Origin of the sequence: Pseudomonas sp. SMV71 (assembly GCF_052042015.1) — a bacterium.
Taxonomy (GTDB): Bacteria; Pseudomonadota; Gammaproteobacteria; order Pseudomonadales; family Pseudomonadaceae; genus Aquipseudomonas.
This window is the reverse complement of sequence record NZ_JBKGGU010000020.1, coordinates 83838-103634: the sequence shown is the minus strand read 5'-3', so window position 1 is coordinate 103634 and position 19797 is coordinate 83838. Positions and strand designations below refer to the sequence as shown.

Here is a 19797-nt window from a genome sequence, read left to right as displayed (position 1 = left end):
CATGCCCGACTACGACAACTACGTCGAGCACATGCAGACCAAGCATCCGGACAAGCCGCTGATGGACTACGAAACGTTCTTCCGCGAACGCCAGGAAGCCCGCTACGGCGGCAAGGGCGGGCCGAAGTGTTGTTGAGGCACTGTCCGGGTTGAATTAACCCGTGTGGGAGTGAGCCTGTGTGGGAGCGGGCTTGCCCGCGAAGGCGGTGGGTCAGTCAGTGAAGAGGTCGGCTGATAGATCGCTTTCGCGAGCAAGCTCGCTCCCACATTGTTTTTTTGTAGTCTCGGGATTTGCATCCACCACAAATCCCTGTGGGAGCGGGCTTGCCCGCGAAGGCGGTGGATCAGTTGGCGAAGATGTCGACCGGTAGATCGCTTTCGCGAGCAAGCCCGCTCCCACAGTTGTACTGTGTGCTTTCTTTTTATTTCGCAGCAGGAGAATCACGTTGTCCTCTCCCATCCCGGTCACCATCCTCAGTGGCTTCCTCGGCGCAGGCAAAACCACGCTTTTGCGTCATCTGCTCAAGGCCGAGCATGGTTTGAAAATCGCTGTGATCGAGAATGAATTCAGCGACGCCGGTATCGATACCCAGCTGCTGGGCGACGAGCCGGTGCAGGTCATGACCCTGGCCAATGGCTGTGTGTGCTGCACCATTCACACTGACTTGACCAAGGCCCTGTACCTGCTGCTCGAACGGCTCGACAGCGGTGAGATCGCATTCGACCGCCTGGTGATCGAATGCACCGGCCTGGCCGATCCGGCGCCGGTGGCGCAGACGTTTTTCATCGACGAGGACTTGCGCGAGCGTTATATCCTCGACGGTATCCTGACCTTGGTGGATGCCGCCCACGCCGAGCTGCACCTGACCCAGGCCATCGCACAGGCCCAGGTCGGATTCGCCGACCGCCTGCTCTTGAGCAAGACCGACCTGGTGGACGCGGCCCATGTCCAGGCCTTGGGCGAGCGGCTGACGCGTATCAACCGGCGGGCGCCGATCCGGGTGGTGGAGCACGGCAACATTGATCTGGCCGAACTGCTCGACATCCGCGGCTTCAACCTGAACGCCGACATGGGCGCGGGGTTCAGCTTGCGGCCGGTCGTACCGTCGACCAGCGCTGATCGCATCAGCAGCCTGGTGCTGCGCACCGACAAGGCGCTGGATATCGACCGGCTCAGCGGGTTCATGAACGAGTTGCTGGAGGCGCATGGCAAGCAATTGCTGCGCTACAAAGGCGTGCTGAACATTGCCGGCGAACCGCGTCGATTGGTGTTCCAGGGCGTGCTCAAACTCTACGGTTTCGACTGGGACACCGAGTGGGCCCCAGGCGATGTCCGGGAAAGCGTGATCGTGTTCATAGCCGACGAGCTGCCCGAGGAAAAAATTCGCGCCGGCTTCGAAGCCATCCTGGTCTGACGCCCCCGGTACCTGCGGCCATCGACAGCTGTTGCTCAAGATGGCCCAGGTGCTCATCCATCAGGCGCGTGGCTTCGGCAATATTGCTGCTCTCCACCGGAGTTCTCCTACGACGCCCTTAATGAATACTCAAGATGAACGTTATCCTTGATTTCTCTTCTGTCTTGGCGAGGTAGATATAAGGCGAGCCCGGTATCTTTAATCCACCCACATATTTTCTGTTGGTCGTCATGAGCGACACAGGCGAGTGGATAGAAGAGATGTCTTTGCGCGTAATAATATTTTGTCGATGATCGACGAGATTGAAAAGCGTTGGGTTTCGGGTGTTTGGATGTTGGGCCCCCAACACTTCCAGCCAGCTCCGGCTGATGAGCTTGTCGTAGTATTCACCGGGGTTTTTGATGCTCAGGATGTAGCCATCTGCGGTATGTCGAAAATGCAGGCGCAAGGGCGGGCTGTCGGTATCCCGGGCGTTCGGGTACATCCCGAGCAGGCTGGAGTGATCATGGGGTTGGGGCTGACCGGTAAAAAAACCACCACTGAACGAACGGATGGTTGCCATCGCAGGCTTGCCATGCAGGTGCTCAAGTAGATTGATACGGGCTTCGTGCATTCTAAGTGTTGCGGTAAAAGATGAGTGACTGTCCATGTTGATGAGTCCTTGTTTGTTAATTGACTGAAGCGGACTCGATGTTATGGATTTGTTGTCAAGTTGTGGGATTGGATGTATTGCAGGGCATTATCAAGTTGGGATTTAAATAAGTTGTCAGTTGTTTTAGATGGGGCCATAAGAAAGGCCCGCCTCTTTCGAGGCGGGCCTTTCTTAGTGCATTGCGTCGGGAGAATTAAGCGCCGTATACCGGCAGCTTCTTGCAGATGGCCTTGACCTTCTCACGAACGGCGTCGATGACCGCTTCGTTGTTCAGGTCAGCCAGGATGTCGCAGATCCAGCCGGCCAGTTCCTTGCACTCGGCTTCCTTGAAGCCACGGGTGGTCACGGCCGGGGTGCCGAAGCGCAGTCCGGAAGTCACGAACGGGGAGCGTGGGTCGTTTGGCACCGAGTTCTTGTTGACGGTGATGAACGCCTTGCCCAGCGCCGCGTCGGCATCTTTGCCGGAGATGTCCTGCTTGATCAGCGACAGCAGGAACAGGTGATTTTCCGTACCACCGGATACGACGTCGAAGCCGCGCTCGATGAACACGCCGGCCATGGCCTTGGCATTCTTCACGACTTGCTGCTGGTAAGCCTTGAACTCAGGCTGCAGCGCTTCCTTGAAGCAGATCGCCTTGGCCGCGATCACGTGCTCCAGCGGGCCGCCTTGGGCGCCTGGGAACACAGCGGAGTTGAGTTTCTTCTCGATGTCGGCATTGGCGCGAGCCAGGATCAGGCCGCCACGTGGGCCGCGCAGGGTCTTGTGGGTGGTGGTGGTCACCACGTCGGCGAACGGCACGGGGTTCGGGTAGACGCCAGCGGCGACCAGACCTGCCACGTGAGCCATGTCTACGAACAGATAGGCACCGACCTTGTCGGCGATTTCGCGGAAACGTGCGAAATCGAGCACTTGGGAGTAGGCGGAGAAACCGGCCACGATCATCTTCGGCTTGTGTTCCAGGGCCAGGCGCTCGACTTCGTCGTAGTCGATCAGGCCGTTGCCGTCGATGCCGTACTGGATGGCGTTGTACAGCTTGCCGGAGGAGGAGACGCTGGCGCCGTGGGTCAGGTGACCGCCGTGGGCCAGGCTCATGCCCAGAATGGTGTCACCGGCCGACAGCAGCGCCAGGTACACGGCGGCGTTGGCCTGGGAGCCGGCGTGTGGCTGGACGTTGGCGTAGTCGGCGCCGAACAGTTGCTTCGCGCGGTCGATAGCCAGTTGCTCGACCACGTCGACGTACTCGCAACCACCGTAGTAGCGCTTGCCCGGGTAGCCTTCGGCGTACTTGTTGGTCAGTACCGAACCTTGAGCCTCCATCACCGCAGGGCTGGTGTAGTTTTCCGAAGCGATCAGCTCAATGTGCTCTTCCTGGCGCTGAGCTTCTTGCTCCATGGCGGCAAAGAGATCGGCGTCGTACTTGGCAATAGTCAAATCACGGCTGAACATGGCGGTCCTCAAGGATCGGGGCAGAAAAGGGGGGCATTCTAACCCAACCGCTTTTGGAAGGCATATGAAAGGACGTCATGTCGCGGACGAATGGGATTCACCCAGCCTTTGCGGGCCTCATCGCGAGCCTGCTCGCGATGAGGCCAGCCCAGGTACCAAAAGGCCTCAGTCGAGCATGAACAGCGCATCATTGCTGAACTGCGCCTCGAACCGGTTGGCCGGCATCGGGCGGCCGAACAGGTAGCCCTGGACTTCATCGCAGCCGTGTTCACGCAGGAAGTCCAATTGCTCGTGAGTCTCGACGCCCTCGGCGATCACCGCCAGGTTGAGGCTGTGGGCCATGGCGATGATCGCCCGGGCGATCTGCGCATCCTGCTCGCCGGACGGCAGGCCGTCGACGAAGGTGCGGTCGATCTTCAACACGTCGATGGGGAATTGTTTCAGGTAGTTGAGGGATGAATACCCGGTGCCGAAGTCATCCACGGCAATGCTCAGGCCCAGGTTCTTCAGCCCGGCAAGGATCTGCATCGCCTCGCTGACCTCGCGCATCAGGATACTCTCGGTCAACTCCAACTCCAGGCAGGCCGGCGGCAGGCCGGTGCTGCGCAGGATATTGGCAATGCGGGTGCCGAGCTGACCGTCGGAGAACTGCCGGGCGGAAATGTTGACCGAGACTTTGGGCACCCGGACCTTGGCCTGGTGCCAGGTCTTGAGCTGCCGGCAGGCTTCGTCGATGACCCAGTCGCCCACGTCCACCACCAGCCCGAGCTCCTCGAGCACCGGAATGAAGTCTCCCGGCGGCACCAGCCCACGGCGCGGGTGACGCCAGCGTAGCAGGGCCTCGGCGCCGGTCAGGCGCTTGCCGTCGCCGCTGAACTGCGGCTGGTAATACAGCACGAACTCGTTCTGCTCCAGGGCATGGCGCAGGTCGCTTTCCAGTTCCAGGCGCTCCAGGGCACTGGCGTTCATGTCGGCCTGGTAAAACTGGAAGTTGTTCTTGCCGCGCTCCTTGGCGTGGTACATGGCGGTGTCGGCGTTTTTCATCAACTGGCTCAGTTCGTTGCCGTCCTGGGGACTCAAGGCGATGCCGATACTGGCGGTGACGAAGAACTCCCGGCCTTCGAGCACGAAAGGCCGGACCAGGCTGGCAAGGATCTGCTCAGCCACGGTAATCGCCCGGTTCAGCGCCATTTCGCGACTGGCGCGCGGTTGCAGCAGCAAGGTGAATTCATCGCCCCCCATGCGTGCCACGGTGTCGTCATCAGCCACGCACCCGAGCAGGCGCGTGGCCATTTCCTTGAGCATCCGGTCGCCGGCGGCGTGGCCCAGGGAGTCGTTGATCGGCTTGAAGCGGTCCAGGTCGAGGAACATCAGCACCACCCAGGTCTTCTGTCGGTCGGCCGATTGCAGGGCGGTGTGCAGGCGATCCTGGAACAGCGTGCGGTTGGGCAGGTGGGTCAGAGCATCGTAGTAGGCCAGGCGGTGGATGCGCTGCTCGCTGGCCTTGCGTTCGCTGATGTCGCTGAAGAAACACACATAGCTGGCCAGGTCGCCCTCGTCATCGAGCACGGCGGTGATGCCGACCCAGGCCGGATAGTGTTCGCCATTGCGCCGCTTGAGCCAGACTTCGCCTTCCCAGGTGCTGTGCTGTTGCAATTGCTTGAGCACGTAGCGCAGGTGGGCTTCCTGCTGCTCGTCTACCGTCAGCATGTTGGGCAATTGGTCCAGCACTTGCGAGACGGCGTACCCGCTGACGCGGCTGAACGCTTCGTTGGCCTGGACGATGTAGCCGGCCGGGTCGGTGATCAGAATGGCCGAGGTCGAGTGTTCGAATACCGTGGCGGCCATGCGCAGGTCTTTTTCGGCACGCCGTTGCTGGCTGATGTCGCGGCCTACGCCCAGCACGCCTTCGAACGCGCCGTGATCGTCCCATACCAGCACCAGCCGCAACTCGATGGGGATCTTGCGCCCGTCGGCCCGAAGGCAGTCGAACAGGAACAGCTGGGTCTGCATCTGGTTGCGCAGCTCGGACAGTTGCTCGGGCTTGTCGAGGGCCTTGCTGACCCGGTCCATCAGGCTGTAGATACCGGTCAGTTGCTGCGGGTTGGCAATGATCGACTGCCAGCCGTTCTGGAAGATCCAGTCGGCGTCGTAGCCCAGCACGGCCTGCACCGACGGGCTGACGTAGTTGAGCGAGAGTTTGCTGTCGGTGGAGAAGATCACATCGCTGATGCTTTCGGCGAGCATCCGGTAGCGCTGTTCGCTGTCGCGCAGCGATTCGCTGGCCTCGATCTGCTCGGTGATGTCCTTGGCCACGCCAATGATTCGGGTCACCTGGTCATGCCGGTCGCGAGCCAGCGCTTGTTCGCGAACCTCGAAACGTCGCCATTTGCCGTTGCGATGGCGAAAGCGCAACTGGCATTGCAGCAGTTGCGTATAACCGCCCCGGCGTTGTTCCTGGCGCAATTGGTGGTAGTGATCGGCGTCTTCGCTGTGCAACAGGATTTCCCAGAAATACTCGCCCATCTGGTGCAGCTCGGTGCGGTCGTACCCCAGCGTCTGGCCCAGGTGATGGTTGCTGAAAATCATCCGCTGGCTGATGACGTCCTGCACATAGAGATGGTCCGGCACCGTGCGCACCACGTCGGACCAGAAACCCTCGCGCTCAAGCAACGACAGCTCCACCAGCTTGCGGCTGGTGATGTCGCTGATGCTCAGGATGACGGCGTTGTAGTCATCCTGGTGTTCCGGCAAGCGCAGCACCAGCCACAGGTGCTGGTCACGACCGTGGGCATCCTGCAGCCTGATCTCCAGTTCCAGCTGTTTGTGCGGGTCGAGCAGTGCCTGGAGCAACCTGTAGCCAACCGGGTTGGTGTCCTGCACGCCATTGCCCACCAGCAGTTGCCAGGCCTGCTCACAGGAGTCGACGTTGAGCAACTTCAACGCCATCTGGTTGACCTCGGTGACGATCACTTCCTGCTGCAACTGCTCGAGCTGGTGCGGGACTTCCAGCCAGGCGCGCAACTGATCGCCGTTGTGCAGGCCATTCCTGGCGAAGAATGCCTTGAGTCCCGACAGATCCAGCACGCACAGGGCCACACCGGTGCCTTCGAAAATATCCTGGTAGCGCCGACGACCTTCGTGCAACTGCCGCTGGCGCCGGCGCATGTTCAACAGTGCAATCACTGGCAGCAATGAAAACGCCAGGCCCAACAGGCATTTGCCAATGAATGCCGGCAGCAGTTGCTCGATCACCTGGCGCCGGTCGAAAAGGCCCCGCAGTTGCCAGTCGCTGCTGCTCAGGGGCACGGTCAGGACGGTATTTTCCAGATCATCGACCGACAGGCGGGCAGTCTCGGACGACGGCAGGCTCTCATCGCGGCTGATGACCTGTTGGTTGAGGCGGTTCTCCACCAGCCACAGCGGACGCAGGCCGACATCGGCCTGTTTGGTCAGCGTGGTGAAAAAGTTCGGCGTCAGGCGCAGGGCCCAGTAGCCTCGGCTGCTGCCGCTGGCCTGATGCAGCAACAGATGCACCACGGAGCCGTCTTCGGCATTGCTGAAATAATGGGCCTGGGCACGACTGCGCCGCACCAGCTCAGCCAGGTAATCGGCATCCTCGCTGTCGACATCGCTGTCGCTGAGCACCCGGCCGGATGGGCTCAGCAGCGCCAGGCTGCGCACCTCCGGCAATGACTGTTGGAGCTTGCGTACCAGTGCCTGCTGTTCGTCGGCCGTTTGCGGTTGTTCGACGATCGGTAACAGATTGAGGGCGATCTGCGCGTTCAACGCCATGTTCAGGCTGACTTGGGCGGCCAGGTCGGCGGTGTAGTCGATGGTGTATTGACGCTGGTGCTGTTGGTTTTCGCGCAGTTGGTCGATCAATTGCCAGAAGAGCAGTCCCAACAACAGCAGGACCAGCGTCGCCAGGGCACCCTTCAGAGTCCCGCGCAGGGGCGAGCCGGGCACTGCGGTCGGTGCGCGGGGGGACGGGGGCGGCGTGACGTTGGACAAGCTGTAATCCTGCGGTTTGCTGGACTGGCGCGACACGCACTATAAGCCGGACGCCCGAAGGGCGGCTAGCATGCCTTGACTTGTGGCAAAGTGCCAGTCCTTCGCGGCTGGACCTTGACCGACGGTTGAGGTAGCTTTGCCGGTCAGACAAGAGCGTTCCAGCTCCAGATTCCCAGGCTCTATCCGCCCGCAGGCATTGATGACCGTCAAGTGCCGGCGCTGCGCATGGCCTGGCTTGTTCTTTTCACCTGTCACTGACGCTAGGTTCTCCATGGCTCAATACGTCTTCACCATGCATCGGCTGAGCAAAGTCGTTCCGCCGAAGCGGGAAATCCTGAAAAACATCTCGCTGTCGTTTTTCCCCGGCGCCAAGATCGGCGTGCTGGGCCTCAACGGTTCGGGTAAATCCACGCTGCTGAAAATCATGGCCGGCGTCGATACCGAGTTCGACGGCGAAGCCCGTCCGATGCCGGACCTGAATATCGGCTACCTGCCCCAGGAGCCTCAGCTGGACCCGACCAAGACCGTGCGTGAAGTGGTCGAGGAAGCGGTCAGCGTCATCAAGGATGCCCAGGCCCGCCTGGACGAGGTCTACGCCGCCTACGCCGACCCGGACGCCGATTTCGACAAGCTGGCCGCCGAACAGGCCAAGCTCGAGGCGATCCTGCAGGCCAGCGATGGTCACAACCTGGAGCGCCAGCTGGAAGTCGCCGCCGATGCGCTGCGCCTGCCGGCCTGGGAAGCGAAGGTCGAACACCTCTCCGGTGGTGAAAAACGCCGGGTTGCCCTGTGCCGCCTGCTGCTGTCCGCCCCGGACATGCTGCTGCTCGACGAACCGACCAACCACCTGGACGCCGACTCCGTCGCCTGGCTCGAACACTTCCTGCACGACTTCCCGGGCACCGTGGTCGCGATCACGCACGATCGTTACTTCCTGGACAACGTTGCCGGCTGGATCCTGGAACTCGACCGCGGCGCAGGCATTCCGTACGAGGGCAACTATTCGGGCTGGCTGGAAGCCAAGTCCGAGCGTCTGGCCCAGGAATCCAAGCAGCAGTCGGCCCATGAAAAAGCCATGAAGGAAGAGCTGGAATGGGTGCGCAAAGGCGCCAAGGCCCGCCAGTCCAAATCCAAGGCCCGTCTGCAACGTTTCGAGGAAATGCAGTCCCAGGAATTCCAGAAACGCAGCGAAACCAACGAGATCTACATCCCGGCCGGTCCGCGCCTGGGTGACAAGGTCATTGAATTCAAGAACGTCACCAAGGGCTATGGCGACCGCGTGCTGATCGACAACCTGTCGTTCTCCATGCCTAAAGGCGCCATCGTCGGTGTGATCGGCGGTAACGGCGCAGGTAAGTCGACGCTGTTCCGCATGCTGATGGGCAAGGAAACTCCGGATTCGGGCAGCATCGAAATCGGTGAAACCGTGCAACTGGCGTGCGTCGACCAGAGCCGTGAAGACCTGGACGGCAGCAAGACCGTGTTCCAGCAGATCTCCGACGGTTCCGACCAGATCCGCATCGGTAACTACGAAATCCCGTCGCGTACCTACGTGGGGCGCTTCAACTTCAAGGGCGGCGACCAGCAGAAGTTCGTCAAGGACCTCTCCGGTGGTGAACGTGGCCGCCTGCACCTGGCGTTGACGTTGAAGGAGGGCGGCAACGTCCTGCTGCTCGACGAACCGTCCAACGACCTCGACGTCGAAACCCTGCGTTCCCTGGAAGAAGCCCTGCTGGACTTCCCGGGCGCCGCCATTGTGATCTCCCACGATCGGTGGTTCCTTGACCGCGTGGCGACCCACATCCTGGCCTATGAGGACGATTCGCAGGCGGTGTTCTTCGAAGGCAACTACACCGAGTACGAAGCCGATCGCAAGAAACGCCTCGGCGAAGCGGCTGCCCAGCCCCATCGCGTACGGCACAAGAAACTGGCCTGATTTGGTTGGTTGCATGAAAAAAACGGAGCCCTCGGGCTCCGTTTTTCATGGGCGCAATTCCTGTAGGAAGTGAATGATCCCTGTGGGAGCGGGCTTGCTCGCGAAAGCGATGGCACATTCACTATCAACGCTAGCTGATAAGCCGCATTCGCGGGCAAGCCCGCTCCCACGCAGGATATTGTGTTGTCCGATAGGCCTAGGCCCGCGCCGCGAAATCCAGGGTAAGCACATTGGGAATCGTCGGATCCATCGCGTACAGCAGCGCATAACCCGCCCCGGCAATACCGGTCAGCAGGCTGACATCGGGAACCCGGTCGCTGTCCATAAAGGGCCCTTCAAAGAACTGCCGGATGACCTGGTCAATGGCTTGTTGGACTCTCAGGATGCCTTCGCAATTGCCCGAGCGCCGATACCCGTCGAACAGGCAGATCAGATTGCCCAGATCCCCGTGACAAAGGTTGTAGCCGTCGCCAAACCCGTGTTGCCAGAGGTTGTCCTCGCATCGCTGTATGTCGTCGAGCACGGTTTGCCGGGTCGTTTCGTCCAGGACGTCTCCCATGGATTTCATCAGCTGTCGCCGGGCAATGAGGATGCCACCGTCGCCGTGGCACCACTTGGTCGAATGCTGCACATGCCCATGGTTGCGCAGGTCGAGCCAGAAGCCGTCCCGGCTCAAGCGGTTTTCGCCTTCGAGCACCTGGACGGCGAGGGCCACCAGCGCTGCATCGCCGGTGACGTCATAGGCCCTGCACAACCCATGGATGACGCCCGATAGGCCATGGGACAAGCCCGTCAGGATGACGGATCGATCATCGCGTCGCAGCAACTGGCCTTCTTCAACCAGTAGTTGATCCTTGATGTAGTCGACCATGCGTCCGATGGCCGAGAGCACATCCTCACGGGCAGACAGCTCATGAATGTTGGCCAGCAGCGTCACCGCGCCACAGCAGCCACCCAGGAAGTCGAAGTCATACTGCTCGGGCGGTACGTCAAGCAGCTGCTGCAACAGGCTGGCGATCTTTTCGTCATGTGTTCCGTCTGCGGTGATCTGGCGACGATTGATCAATAGATACAGGTAGGCCCCCAGCCCGTGATACGCGCTGATGCTCAGGTCGCTTTTGAAAAAGCCGAATTGTTGCTCCAGTGAACGCAGGATCTGATCCAGGAGCGACAGACAGTGAGGCTTGCCGCTCACCTTGAACAGGCTCAGGTAAAACAGCCCGAGACCAGCGATGCCGGAATACACGCCGTGATCCATGGGGGAGGGGTATTTTCCCTGGGTCGAGGGGTGCAGATGAAAAGACAACCACCTGACGTCCGTTGCCGATCCCTTGACTGCAAGCTCCTCCAGGCGAGCGCCGATCTTCAGGACCGCATCGAGTCGGTTCGCCTGGGACGGCTTTTCCGGCTTCCCACCGGTTTGCCGCGCCGGTAAGGCCGGGCGTGGGCTCTGTTCTGGAAACAGACAGAGTTCCAGCAGTGTGCGTTGCAGTGCCTTGTCTGCCTGGGACAGGCCGGCGATCTTTTGCAAGCAGCTGGTTAGCGGCGGCTCCACTTGTGCCAGGTCAATGGTGACACCTTGTGCGCTGGTCATGCAGCTCGTGTCGAGGGGCATAGTGAAACAGGGAATGGCGGATCGTTGCAGGTCGGCTATTTCATGGCGGGGGATGTCTTTTTCCCGGTAAGGCTCTTTCACGTCTCTCCAGAAGGTGGCCAGCAGAAGTTCCCGATCCAGCATGTTTTGCATGAAGCGTGGGTGGCGGCTCAGGCCGATGAAGTCGGCGTAGCGCTGGGAGTTTTTCAGCAGGACCCGGGTGGAGAGTTGGTTCGCCGATTGTTCAAGCATTTGCATCAGGCTATGGCGATGGCTTATCAACTGGTCATAAGCATATTCAAAACCCTGGAAGAACGAGGTCCTGTAAGTTTCCAGCCCTTTGCGTTCACCCAGTAGCAACGGCAGATGCTTTTGCGCCAATTGATGTTCGAATCTGATCCTGCGTAGATGATAGAAGCCGTCATCGAAAACCAGCGAGTGCCGGGTGGAGATGAACAGCTCCTGTCGTGTCAAACCGCTCTGGTCGTTGCTGGATTTTTGTGAGAAGGGCACGAAGCCGCTGGAGCAGACCGACTGTTGGATCAACTTATACGTATTGGACAACGCGCAGCCAGCCGGCAAATCCAACAGTACTTCGCTGGTTGACGCGGTGAACAGGCATTCCAGGTCGATCATGACCGGGCTGCTTCCATGCGCAATGATGTTTTCATAATGGAAGTCGATGCCGTTCAGTGCGTGGATAACGGCAATCTGTGCGCCCATCTTTTGATAAAACAGCTCAACGTCCGCTTCGCTTGCGCACGGCACGTTATCGATTTTCTCGACCCAGCTATGACGCTCGCGACTGAGAATTCGTGGCGCGTGAATGGAAAAACATTCGGCTTGCGTCCACTCGTGCAATTGCCCGATAAGCCCGTTGTAAAAAAGCGCTTCGCGGCTTGCCCTGGGCTTGTACACCAGGTAAGTCGTGGCAACTTTAACCTGGCAGACCGTTTCGCCCCGACCGTGAGGATCACCTAGCCCAAGTTCAATAGCATCGATTTTGCGCGACGGGATCGCAAATGCATGCTCCAACCGTTCCACATCGTCGGCAAAGTTCAGAACGACCGCGTACAGATAGTTGATCGTGTCCTCCAGCATCCCCAGCAATAGGGTCGCCAGCACGGGATAAGACTCGAAGAGTTTCAACAGCGGCAAAGTTCGCAGGCGTTCATTGAAGCGGCTCAAGTCAATGTCGTCGCCACTGGCGATCCGCGTGTTCAGATAATGGACCAGACTCTGTTCCGCCGTGCGTCCGACCCGAGCCAGGACATAACGCTCAAGGCTGGCAAACACTGCCGGTTCGTCGACGTACCTGGACGCATGGCCGTAGCGCGGGTCCGTCTTGAACGATTCGAGGAAATAAAGAAAAAAACGATAGCCAAACCAATAAAAATTCTCGTCGTTGCTGCCGACCGTTTTCGTATCGATGTGCTGGCGATCAAGCCGGACAAGCTTTTCCTTCAAGGCCTGCAGGGCGGTTTCGCCATCGTGGGGCAAGGGCTGGGTATTGGCGGGGTCGTTGATGTACGAAGTCAACTGCTCCCTATCCAGTCCAAAGTGACTCAACAAGGCCTGGTCGTCACCATGCAGGCGGGTCAGGTTGTTTTCAAACAGGGTGATGTCGGAGGCTGAGGCGAATCTGCACTGGCCGCGCTGATTCAACTTCAATGAGTTAACGAGCATGTCGTGGTTCCTGACATGGATAGAGCAGGCGATGCCTGCTCTATGTTTATCGGTGTTGCTGGTTCAACTAACGATCAGGGCGATCAGCACATGACGGTCGAACATTCCAGGTTAGTGCAGGTTCCGAAGGTGTTGCACTCCAGTGTCGTTGCCAGAATGGCCCCGATATTGTTGTTGGCAGGCGCTTGATAGGCATCGAACTCGGAATAGAAGTCGCCGGACATGTTCAGGATTTGTTCGCTCATCGTGTTTTCCTCATCAGTTATAAATCCATTGCAATGACCCAGTGGTCGTTCGGGCGCTACTAAGCGCACCCGGATTGCAGGATGTTAATGACGCGTTCATGGGTAGGGATCAGGGAGTCTCAAAGTCCTGTTGGGCAGGCGCTTCGATAGGTAGGAATCAGCACAAAGTAGCGGTGCAGTTTATGGTGCCGCACTCGACAATGGTCAGCATTGCTGATTCGCTACCGGGACTGTTTAGCTGTTGGTAGGAGTTGAAGTCACTGTCGAAGTTACCTGACATTGCAAGTAGTCGTTCGCTCATTGTGTATCGTCCTCTTGGTTTTTTTGCACCGATTCATGTGCGGGAAAAACAGTACCACGCTGCCGTATCGACACCAACTTTGCGTTATGACTTCATGTTGCAGTTACATATTGCTACAGGCGCAATAGTGATTTTTTTAGTTGGCTGTTAGTGCGATTAAGATGCGGTCGTTGAGCTAATCAAGTTCTATGGCAACTATTTCAATGGCGAGATCTCCTATCGGTCGCTGCCACACTACTTCGTCGCCTACCTTCGTTCCCAGCAGCGCTCGCCCTAATGGCGAGCCCCAGTTGATCAGCCCGGTGGCCGCGTCGGCCTGGTCTTCACCCACCAATTGCACCCGCTGTTGGCGGTCCTGTTCGTCGACGAAAGTCACCCAGTGTCCGATCCGCACTTGCTCGGAGGATGTTGGCGCCACCACTTGGGCGCTTTGCACGCGCTGATTGAAATAGCGCAGGTCGCGTTCAAGATCGGCAATACGCTGCTTGTCCGCCTGATCCGCCCTGGCGACTTGCTGAGCGTGCAGCGTCTGCAAGTGGGCAACCCGGGCCTGCAATTGGGCGAGCCCGGCGGGCGTGACGTAGTTGGGTTGCGCGCTGACCTGGCGTTCGACCGGCTGGTCGGCTTGGGCAGCGGCGTTGTCTTCGTTGACGAAGGCGCGGCTCATGGTGTTCTCCTCTGTTGGAGTTTGGGCCATGGTCGCAGGCATTTGGTTTCGCGGGATGTCTATGCGCGACTCATTGCGAGCGATACGCCCGGGCGGCGTCCCGGTCCTTTTCCTGTTGCCAGGCACGTTCGCGCTCGTCCCAATGGCGCTCACGGTAGGCGTCGCGTTCCTGGCTTTCGCGCATGGCCTGGCATTGGCGGAACCCGTCGCTCCACCCCTCGGCGTAGCGTGGATCCTTGAGGTAGCGCGGCACGTCCTTGCGGAACTGGCCGGTGATCGCCCCGGCCGCTTGCCGGCCACTGCTGCAACCGTCGTCATAGCCGTCGGCAAACGCCGCTGGAAACCCGCGGGCAATCAGGTCTTCGTGGGTGGTTTCACAACCGCCAAGCATCATCAATACCGCCAGTACCGCTATCGCGCGCCTCATGTCCTGCCTTCCGCCTCCACTTATACGATAAGTCTAGAAGCGGATTCGTCAGGCCGGTGTGAAAGCCCTGTGATTAATCCGTTTGCCCTGTCGAGGGGTAGGCTATCGATGCTCAGTAGTGATACCACTTCACCTCAAGCATCACCTCGTTCTGGGGCGTGGCCAGGTGGCTGAATTCACGCTGGGCACTCAAGCGCAGGCCGAGGTTGCGCGACAGTTCCCATTGCTGGTTCAGACTCAGGCTACGGCGCACTTCACCGTTGACGAAATAGTCGCCCTTGGCTTCCACGCTCAGGTTGCCCAGCGGGTTTTTCCACAGCACGCCGCTGTTGAAACCGGCGGCCGGGGCGATGAACTGGGCGAAATCGTTGTTGTGCTCGACCCGCACCGTGCCCAAGGCAAAGCCCAGCATGTCGTCGCCCAACGCCCACGTTCCCCCCGCGCCGCCGTTGACGTGGCTGACCAGGTTTTCATCGTCGTGCTTGCCGGGCACCCGCTCCAGCCCGCCGGTCACTTGCCAGGACAGCGGCTGCAACAGCTCGTTGCGCGGGGTCAGGGAGCGAATGGTCGCCAGGTCCAGTTGCTGCACCTGCCATTCATTACCTTCGTACTGGCGTAGCTTCAGTTGGAGAATTTCGATCTGTGCCCCTAGGGGAAAACTCTCGGCGTTGTCATTGAGGTCGTGGTAGGCCATGCGCAGGCCATACTCGCCGAATGCCCGGTCGCCGCGGGTACCGAGGCCGGCCTGCCAGGTACGCGACTGATGACCGTCCTCCGGCAGACCCGGCTGCGGGATGTCGAGTTCCGGCGCCGGATTGCGGTTGATCGCCCGCAATAGTTCGAAGCTGCGCTGGGCGCGTTGCGGATCGCGTTCCTGGCCGTTGGCCCGGTAGCGCTCCAGTCGATAGGCCGCATCGACGATCAGTGCCTGGCGCTTGCGTGGCAGCGCCTTGAATTCGGGTGTTTGCAGTTGCTGCTGGTCGGCACTGACTTTCAGTACCCATTGTTGTTCGTCGTTGCTCAGCGGTTCGGCGCGGCTGAGCAGCTCTCGTTCGCGGGACGGTCGATACTGGATGCTTTCCACAAGCCCGGCGTCTTTCACCGCCTTGACCGTGTCGGTGGGGATTGCCGTCAGCGGGAACTGTTCTGTCAGGCGCAGGCTCGGGCGGGCGACCTGAAGCAGTTCGAGCAGGCGGTAAGAGCAGTTTTCGTCAAAGAAGAAATAATCGAACTGGATCTGCTTGAGTTCCCAGACGTGCTCGACCATGCGCTCGGTTTCCGCCTGGCTCAGGTTGAGGCGGTATTCCCACAGGTCGCGGTTCTCCAGGCTACGGTACTCGGAGAGTTTTTCCTGGTAGGGCACCAGGGCAAACAGGCCCGGATAGCCGCCCATCAGGCCTTTCCAGGCATAGAGAATGCTGTTGTCGGAGCCTTCGATGTAGGCGCCGAAATTGATTGCGTAACTGAGCAGGGCGGTCTTGTCACTCTGAACGTCGGCCTGGTCGATGCGCAGCAGCGTGTGGCCGAACATCGAGGAGGGGCTGTTGAGATAGGCGGCGGGGAAAATCATCACTGCGCTGTGGGGCGACACGTCCTTGAACCACTGGGTGAATTCGCTGCAATCGACCGCTGGCAGGTCCGTCAGGTTGAGCTGTGCCTTGAGCCAGCGGGTACGTGCCGGGTACACGCATTGAGCATGCTGCTGGCCGGCGCTGGCCGGGCCATACAAGGCCTGCAGCGTGGCGGTCAGTTCGCGGTCGGGATGTGCATTGCCGTCGGAGGCGAGGAAAAATTTCTTGTCGCTGATATAGCTGCGCCAGCCACCCAGCTTGGCGGCTTCGTAGTGACCGAGGGAAATCCAGAAGCGGTCATTGGCCAGTTGCTGCAAACGTTGGGGATCGACATGGGGCGCGGCGGACAGCGGGGCGCACACACAGAGCGCCAGCCAGGCAAGGCGTTTGAGCATAGTCGGCTACTTGGAAAGTCGAAAAAAAAGACCAAAAGGGCCCAGAAAAGAAAAACCCGCTCCCCGGAGGGAGCGAGTGTGGCGAGCTTAGGCTTGAGTTGCGTACTTGGCCAGACGAGGATCGCTTTTCAGCACGGCCAGGGTGTTGGCATGCACGTCTTCAGCGGTCACGTCAGCCTTGCTGAAGATCTGCTGGAAGTGCTCGTGGGTGACGGCAGAGAAGTGCGCACGGTCTTCCGGCGCCACGCCCAGTACCACGGCGTAGGTGGTCAGCGCCTCGCCCTGACCCTTGGCCATGTCTTCGGACAGCTCGTTCATCATGCCATTCATGGCCAGCCAGGACTTGCCGCCGTAGGTCAGTGCGGCGTTGGTCGAGCAACCGTTGGTGCCGGAGGTCATGCCGAAGGTGGCGTTACCGGAGGTGCCGTTGGTGGTGGATGCCAGGAAGTGCGCCGGGGTGCCACGCTGGCCTTCGAACAGCATGTTGCCCCAACCGCAGTCCGGGCCGCCCGGGGCCTGAGCCATGGCGTTGATGGAAACAGCGGTGAAGAGAGTACCGAGAAGAATCCGTTTCATAGCTATGTTCTCTTTATGTGCATACCAATGGACAGGGTCTGGCCCGTGCCTGTGGGGCCAGGTGCCAGTGGGCCGGTTATTGTTCCAGCCGCGCAATTTGGAGTTTAGGCACGATCCGAGGGTTCCGTGACTTTTTGCAAAAACTATCGTGCACGCCGCGGGCCTGCTGGCCTGGGTCCGGGTGGTTCCTGGGCTATGCTTTGGCCTGAGGCGCTCCTTGCCAGTCAGGTACAGGCAGCGCCAGAATGCCGCTATCTGCCCCGCCTGATGTAAGGAAGCCCGATGCCTGATCCTGTTGCTGCCAGCTTGCGTCTAGCGCCTGAAGCGCTGACCCGTCCGTTTTCCGCTGAACAGTTCAGCTTCTCTACCACCAATGATCTGGAGCCCTTCCGCGGTGTGCTCGGCCAGGAACGTGCGGTCGAAGCCTTGCAGTTCGGCGTGGCCATGCCACGCCCCGGCTACAACGTATTTGTCATGGGTGAGCCCGGCACTGGCCGGTTCTCGTTCGTCAAACGCTACCTCAAGGCCGAAGGCAAGCGCCTGCAGACCCCGGCTGACTGGGTCTACGTCAACAATTTCGATGAGCCTCGCGAGCCCCGTGCCCTGGAGTTGCCGTCGGGCGCCGCCGGTGCCTTCATCGCCGACATCAACGGTCTGATCGACAACCTGCTGGCGACATTTCCGGCCGTGTTCGAGCATCCGTCCTACCAACAGAAGAAAAGCGCCATCGACCGTGCCTTCAACCAGCGCTACGACCGCGCCCTGGATGTGATCGAACGCCTGGCGCTGGAAAAGGACGTCGCGCTGTACCGCGACAGCAGCAACATCGCCTTCACCCCGATGAGCGATGGCAAGGCCCTGGATGAGGCGGAATTCGCCCAGTTGCCGGAGTCCGAGCGCGAGCGTTTCCATGAGGACATCTCGAGCCTGGAAGAGCGCTTGAACGAAGAACTGGCCAGCCTGCCGCAGTGGAAGCGCGAGTCCAACAACCAGTTGCGCCAGCTCAACGAAGAAACCATCACCCTGGCCCTGCAACCCTTGCTCGCGCCGTTGTCGGAAAAATACGCAGAGAACGCGGCGGTCTGCGGTTACTTGCAGGCGATGCAGGTCAATTTGCTCAGGACCGTGGTCGAGCAGTTGGTGGACGACAGCAAGACCGACGCCGTCGCCCGCAAACTGCTGGAAGAGCAGTATGCCCCGAGCCTGGTGGTGGGCCATCCGTCCAGTGGCGGCGCGCCGGTGGTGTTCGAGCCGCACCCGACCTACGACAACCTGTTCGGACGCATCGAGTACAGCACCGACCAGGGCGCGCTCTACACCACCTATCGGCAGTTGCGTCCGGGTGCCTTGCACCGGGCCAACGGCGGCTTCCTGATCCTGGAAGCGGAAAAAATGCTCGGCGAGCCGTTCGTGTGGGATGCGCTCAAGCGCGCCCTGCAATCGCGCAAGCTGAAAATGGAATCGCCGTTGGGCGAGCTGGGGCGACTGGCCACGGTGACCCTCACGCCGCAACACATCCCGTTGCAGGTCAAGGTGGTGATCATCGGCGCCCGCCAGCTTTACTACGCCTTGCAGGACCTGGATCCGGACTTCCAGGAGATGTTCCGCGTGCTGGTGGACTTCGACGAAGACATCCCCATGGGCGACGAGAGCCTGGAGCAGTTCGCCCAGTTGCTCAAGACCCGTACTTCGGAGGAGGGCATGGCGCCACTGACCGCCGATGCGGTGGCGCGCCTGGCGACCTACAGCGCACGCCTGGCCGAACACCAGGGGCGGTTGTCGGCGCGTATCGGCGATCTGTTCCAATTGGTCAGCGAAGCGGATTTCATTCGCCAGCTGGCCGGTGACGAGATGACCGACGCCGGCCACATCGAACGCGCCCTCAAGGCCAAGGCCACCCGCACCGGGCGCGTCTCGGCGCGAATCCTCGACGACATGCTGGCCGGGATCATCCTGATCGATACGGACGGCGCCGCCGTGGGCAAATGCAACGGGCTGACGGTGCTGGAGGTCGGTGACTCGGCGTTTGGCGTGCCGGCGCGGATTTCTGCCACGGTGTACCCGGGCGGCAGCGGCATTGTCGACATCGAGCGTGAGGTCAACCTCGGCCAGCCGATCCACTCCAAGGGCGTGATGATTCTCACCGGTTACCTGGGCAGCCGGTATGCCCAGGAATTCCCGCTGGCGATCTCGGCCAGTATCGCCCTGGAGCAATCCTATGGGTATGTGGACGGCGACAGTGCGTCCCTTGGCGAGGCGTGTACGCTGATCTCGGCGCTGTCGAAGACGCCGTTGAAGCAGTGCTTCGCCATCACCGGTTCGATCAACCAGTTCGGCGAAGTGCAGGCGGTGGGTGGGGTCAACGAGAAGATCGAAGGCTTCTTCCGCCTTTGCGAGGCCCGTGGGCTGACCGGCGAGCAGGGCGCAATCATCCCGCAGGCCAACGTCGCCACGTTGATGCTCGACGAGAAAGTGCTGGCCGCGGTGCGTGCCGGGCAGTTCCACGTCTATGCCGTGCGCCAGGCCGACGAAGCCTTGAGTCTGCTGGTGGGCGAGCCTGCCGGGGAGCCGGATGAAAACGGCGACTTCCCGGAGGGCAGCGTCAACGCCCGGGTGGTGGAGCGGTTGCGAGTCATTGCGGAAATGATCAGCGAAGACGATATCAAGGAAGCGGAAAAGGAACTGGCGCAGCAGGCATTGGCCGAGGCCAAGCCGGCTTGATGGACGTCTGATCGCTGGGAGCCAAATCACTGTGGCGAGGGAGCTTGCTCCCGCTGGGCTGCGAAGCAGCCTTCTTTATGAACGCTTCGCGCTCAAGCGGGAGCAAGCTCCCTCGGCACGGGTTTAGTGCTGTCATAAGTAACATTGCAC

13 protein-coding genes are annotated in these 19797 nt (G+C 60.3%); 4 read left to right on the top strand and 9 right to left on the bottom strand.

Annotation, left to right across the window (positions count from 1 at the left end; all coding sequences use genetic code 11):
* The coding region (locus ACLEJQ_RS20215) for a YbdD/YjiX family protein (protein WP_440797819.1) at positions 1 to 136 on the top strand (136 nt) is incomplete at its 5' end.
* A gap of 310 nt (positions 137 to 446) precedes the next feature.
* Positions 447 to 1415, top strand: a complete 969-nt coding sequence (gene yjiA, locus ACLEJQ_RS20210; RefSeq protein ID WP_440797813.1) for a GTPase — start codon at positions 447 to 449, stop codon at positions 1413 to 1415.
* Positions 1416 to 1533: 118 nt separating this feature from the next.
* Here the strand turns inward: yjiA and ACLEJQ_RS20205 are convergent, their stop codons facing one another.
* From ACLEJQ_RS20205 to ACLEJQ_RS20195, 3 genes are all read right to left on the bottom strand, one after another.
* The gene (locus tag ACLEJQ_RS20205) at positions 1534 to 2064 is read right to left on the bottom strand and encodes a hypothetical protein (protein ID WP_440797811.1); all 531 of its coding nucleotides are present in this window, start codon (positions 2062 to 2064) and stop codon (positions 1534 to 1536) included.
* Between the two features lie 196 nt (positions 2065 to 2260).
* The gene (gene glyA, locus ACLEJQ_RS20200; protein ID WP_053153674.1) at positions 2261 to 3514 is read right to left on the bottom strand and encodes a serine hydroxymethyltransferase; all 1254 of its coding nucleotides are present in this window, start codon (positions 3512 to 3514) and stop codon (positions 2261 to 2263) included.
* A gap of 165 nt (positions 3515 to 3679) precedes the next feature.
* Positions 3680 to 7528: a sensor domain-containing protein gene (locus ACLEJQ_RS20195; RefSeq protein WP_440797809.1), complete on the bottom strand. Its 3849-nt coding sequence runs from the start codon at positions 7526 to 7528 to the stop codon at positions 3680 to 3682.
* A 271-nt stretch (positions 7529 to 7799) separates the two neighbouring features.
* Between ACLEJQ_RS20195 and ettA the strand changes: the two genes are divergently transcribed.
* Positions 7800 to 9464, top strand: coding sequence for an energy-dependent translational throttle protein EttA (gene ettA, locus ACLEJQ_RS20190; protein ID WP_440797807.1), 1665 nt, complete (start codon positions 7800 to 7802; stop codon positions 9462 to 9464).
* Between the two features lie 196 nt (positions 9465 to 9660).
* On the opposite strand, the gene lanM is transcribed toward ettA, so the two are convergent.
* The 6 genes from lanM to ACLEJQ_RS20160 form a co-directional block, all read right to left on the bottom strand.
* On the bottom strand, positions 9661 to 12744 hold the full coding sequence (lanM, locus tag ACLEJQ_RS20185) for a type 2 lanthipeptide synthetase LanM (RefSeq protein ID WP_440797806.1): 3084 nt from the start codon (positions 12742 to 12744) through the stop codon (positions 9661 to 9663).
* Between the two features lie 83 nt (positions 12745 to 12827).
* Positions 12828 to 12989 (bottom strand): hypothetical protein, encoded by a 162-nt coding sequence (locus ACLEJQ_RS20180; protein ID WP_440797804.1) that lies wholly within the window; start codon positions 12987 to 12989, stop codon positions 12828 to 12830.
* Between the two features lie 476 nt (positions 12990 to 13465).
* On the bottom strand, positions 13466 to 13957 hold the full coding sequence (locus ACLEJQ_RS20175; protein WP_440797802.1) for a GreA/GreB family elongation factor: 492 nt from the start codon (positions 13955 to 13957) through the stop codon (positions 13466 to 13468).
* Between the two features lie 70 nt (positions 13958 to 14027).
* Entirely contained in the window at positions 14028 to 14384 is a 357-nt protein-coding gene (locus ACLEJQ_RS20170; RefSeq protein WP_440797801.1) for a hypothetical protein, read from the bottom strand.
* Positions 14385 to 14496: 112 nt separating this feature from the next.
* Positions 14497 to 16350: an Lnb N-terminal periplasmic domain-containing protein gene (locus ACLEJQ_RS20165; RefSeq protein WP_440797799.1), complete on the bottom strand. Its 1854-nt coding sequence runs from the start codon at positions 16348 to 16350 to the stop codon at positions 14497 to 14499.
* Positions 16351 to 16437: 87 nt separating this feature from the next.
* Positions 16438 to 16926: a DUF3015 domain-containing protein gene (locus ACLEJQ_RS20160; protein WP_440797797.1), complete on the bottom strand. Its 489-nt coding sequence runs from the start codon at positions 16924 to 16926 to the stop codon at positions 16438 to 16440.
* A 282-nt stretch (positions 16927 to 17208) separates the two neighbouring features.
* Between ACLEJQ_RS20160 and ACLEJQ_RS20155 the strand changes: the two genes are divergently transcribed.
* A complete protein-coding gene (locus ACLEJQ_RS20155; protein WP_440797795.1) occupies positions 17209 to 19647 on the top strand; it encodes a Lon protease family protein in 2439 nt (812 codons plus the stop codon).
* Positions 19648 to 19797: the final 150 nt, after the last annotated feature.

Bases quoted from the DNA above. Each gene is read 5' to 3' on its own strand.
- ACLEJQ_RS20170 (WP_440797801.1), bottom strand. From the start codon at position 14,384: ATGAGGCGCGCGATAGCGGTACTGGCGGTATTGATGATGCTTGGCGGT.
- ACLEJQ_RS20180 (WP_440797804.1), bottom strand. From the start codon at position 12,989: ATGAGCGAACAAATCCTGAACATGTCCGGCGACTTCTATTCCGAGTTC.
- ettA (WP_440797807.1), top strand. From the start codon at position 7,800: ATGGCTCAATACGTCTTCACCATGCATCGGCTGAGCAAAGTCGTTCCG.
- ACLEJQ_RS20155 (WP_440797795.1), top strand. From the start codon at position 17,209: ATGCCTGATCCTGTTGCTGCCAGCTTGCGTCTAGCGCCTGAAGCGCTG.
- ACLEJQ_RS20205 (WP_440797811.1), bottom strand. From the start codon at position 2,064: ATGGACAGTCACTCATCTTTTACCGCAACACTTAGAATGCACGAAGCC.
- lanM (WP_440797806.1), bottom strand. From the start codon at position 12,744: ATGCTCGTTAACTCATTGAAGTTGAATCAGCGCGGCCAGTGCAGATTC.
- ACLEJQ_RS20160 (WP_440797797.1), bottom strand. From the start codon at position 16,926: ATGAAACGGATTCTTCTCGGTACTCTCTTCACCGCTGTTTCCATCAAC.
- ACLEJQ_RS20165 (WP_440797799.1), bottom strand. From the start codon at position 16,350: ATGCTCAAACGCCTTGCCTGGCTGGCGCTCTGTGTGTGCGCCCCGCTG.
- ACLEJQ_RS20175 (WP_440797802.1), bottom strand. From the start codon at position 13,957: ATGAGCCGCGCCTTCGTCAACGAAGACAACGCCGCTGCCCAAGCCGAC.
- glyA (WP_053153674.1), bottom strand. From the start codon at position 3,514: ATGTTCAGCCGTGATTTGACTATTGCCAAGTACGACGCCGATCTCTTT.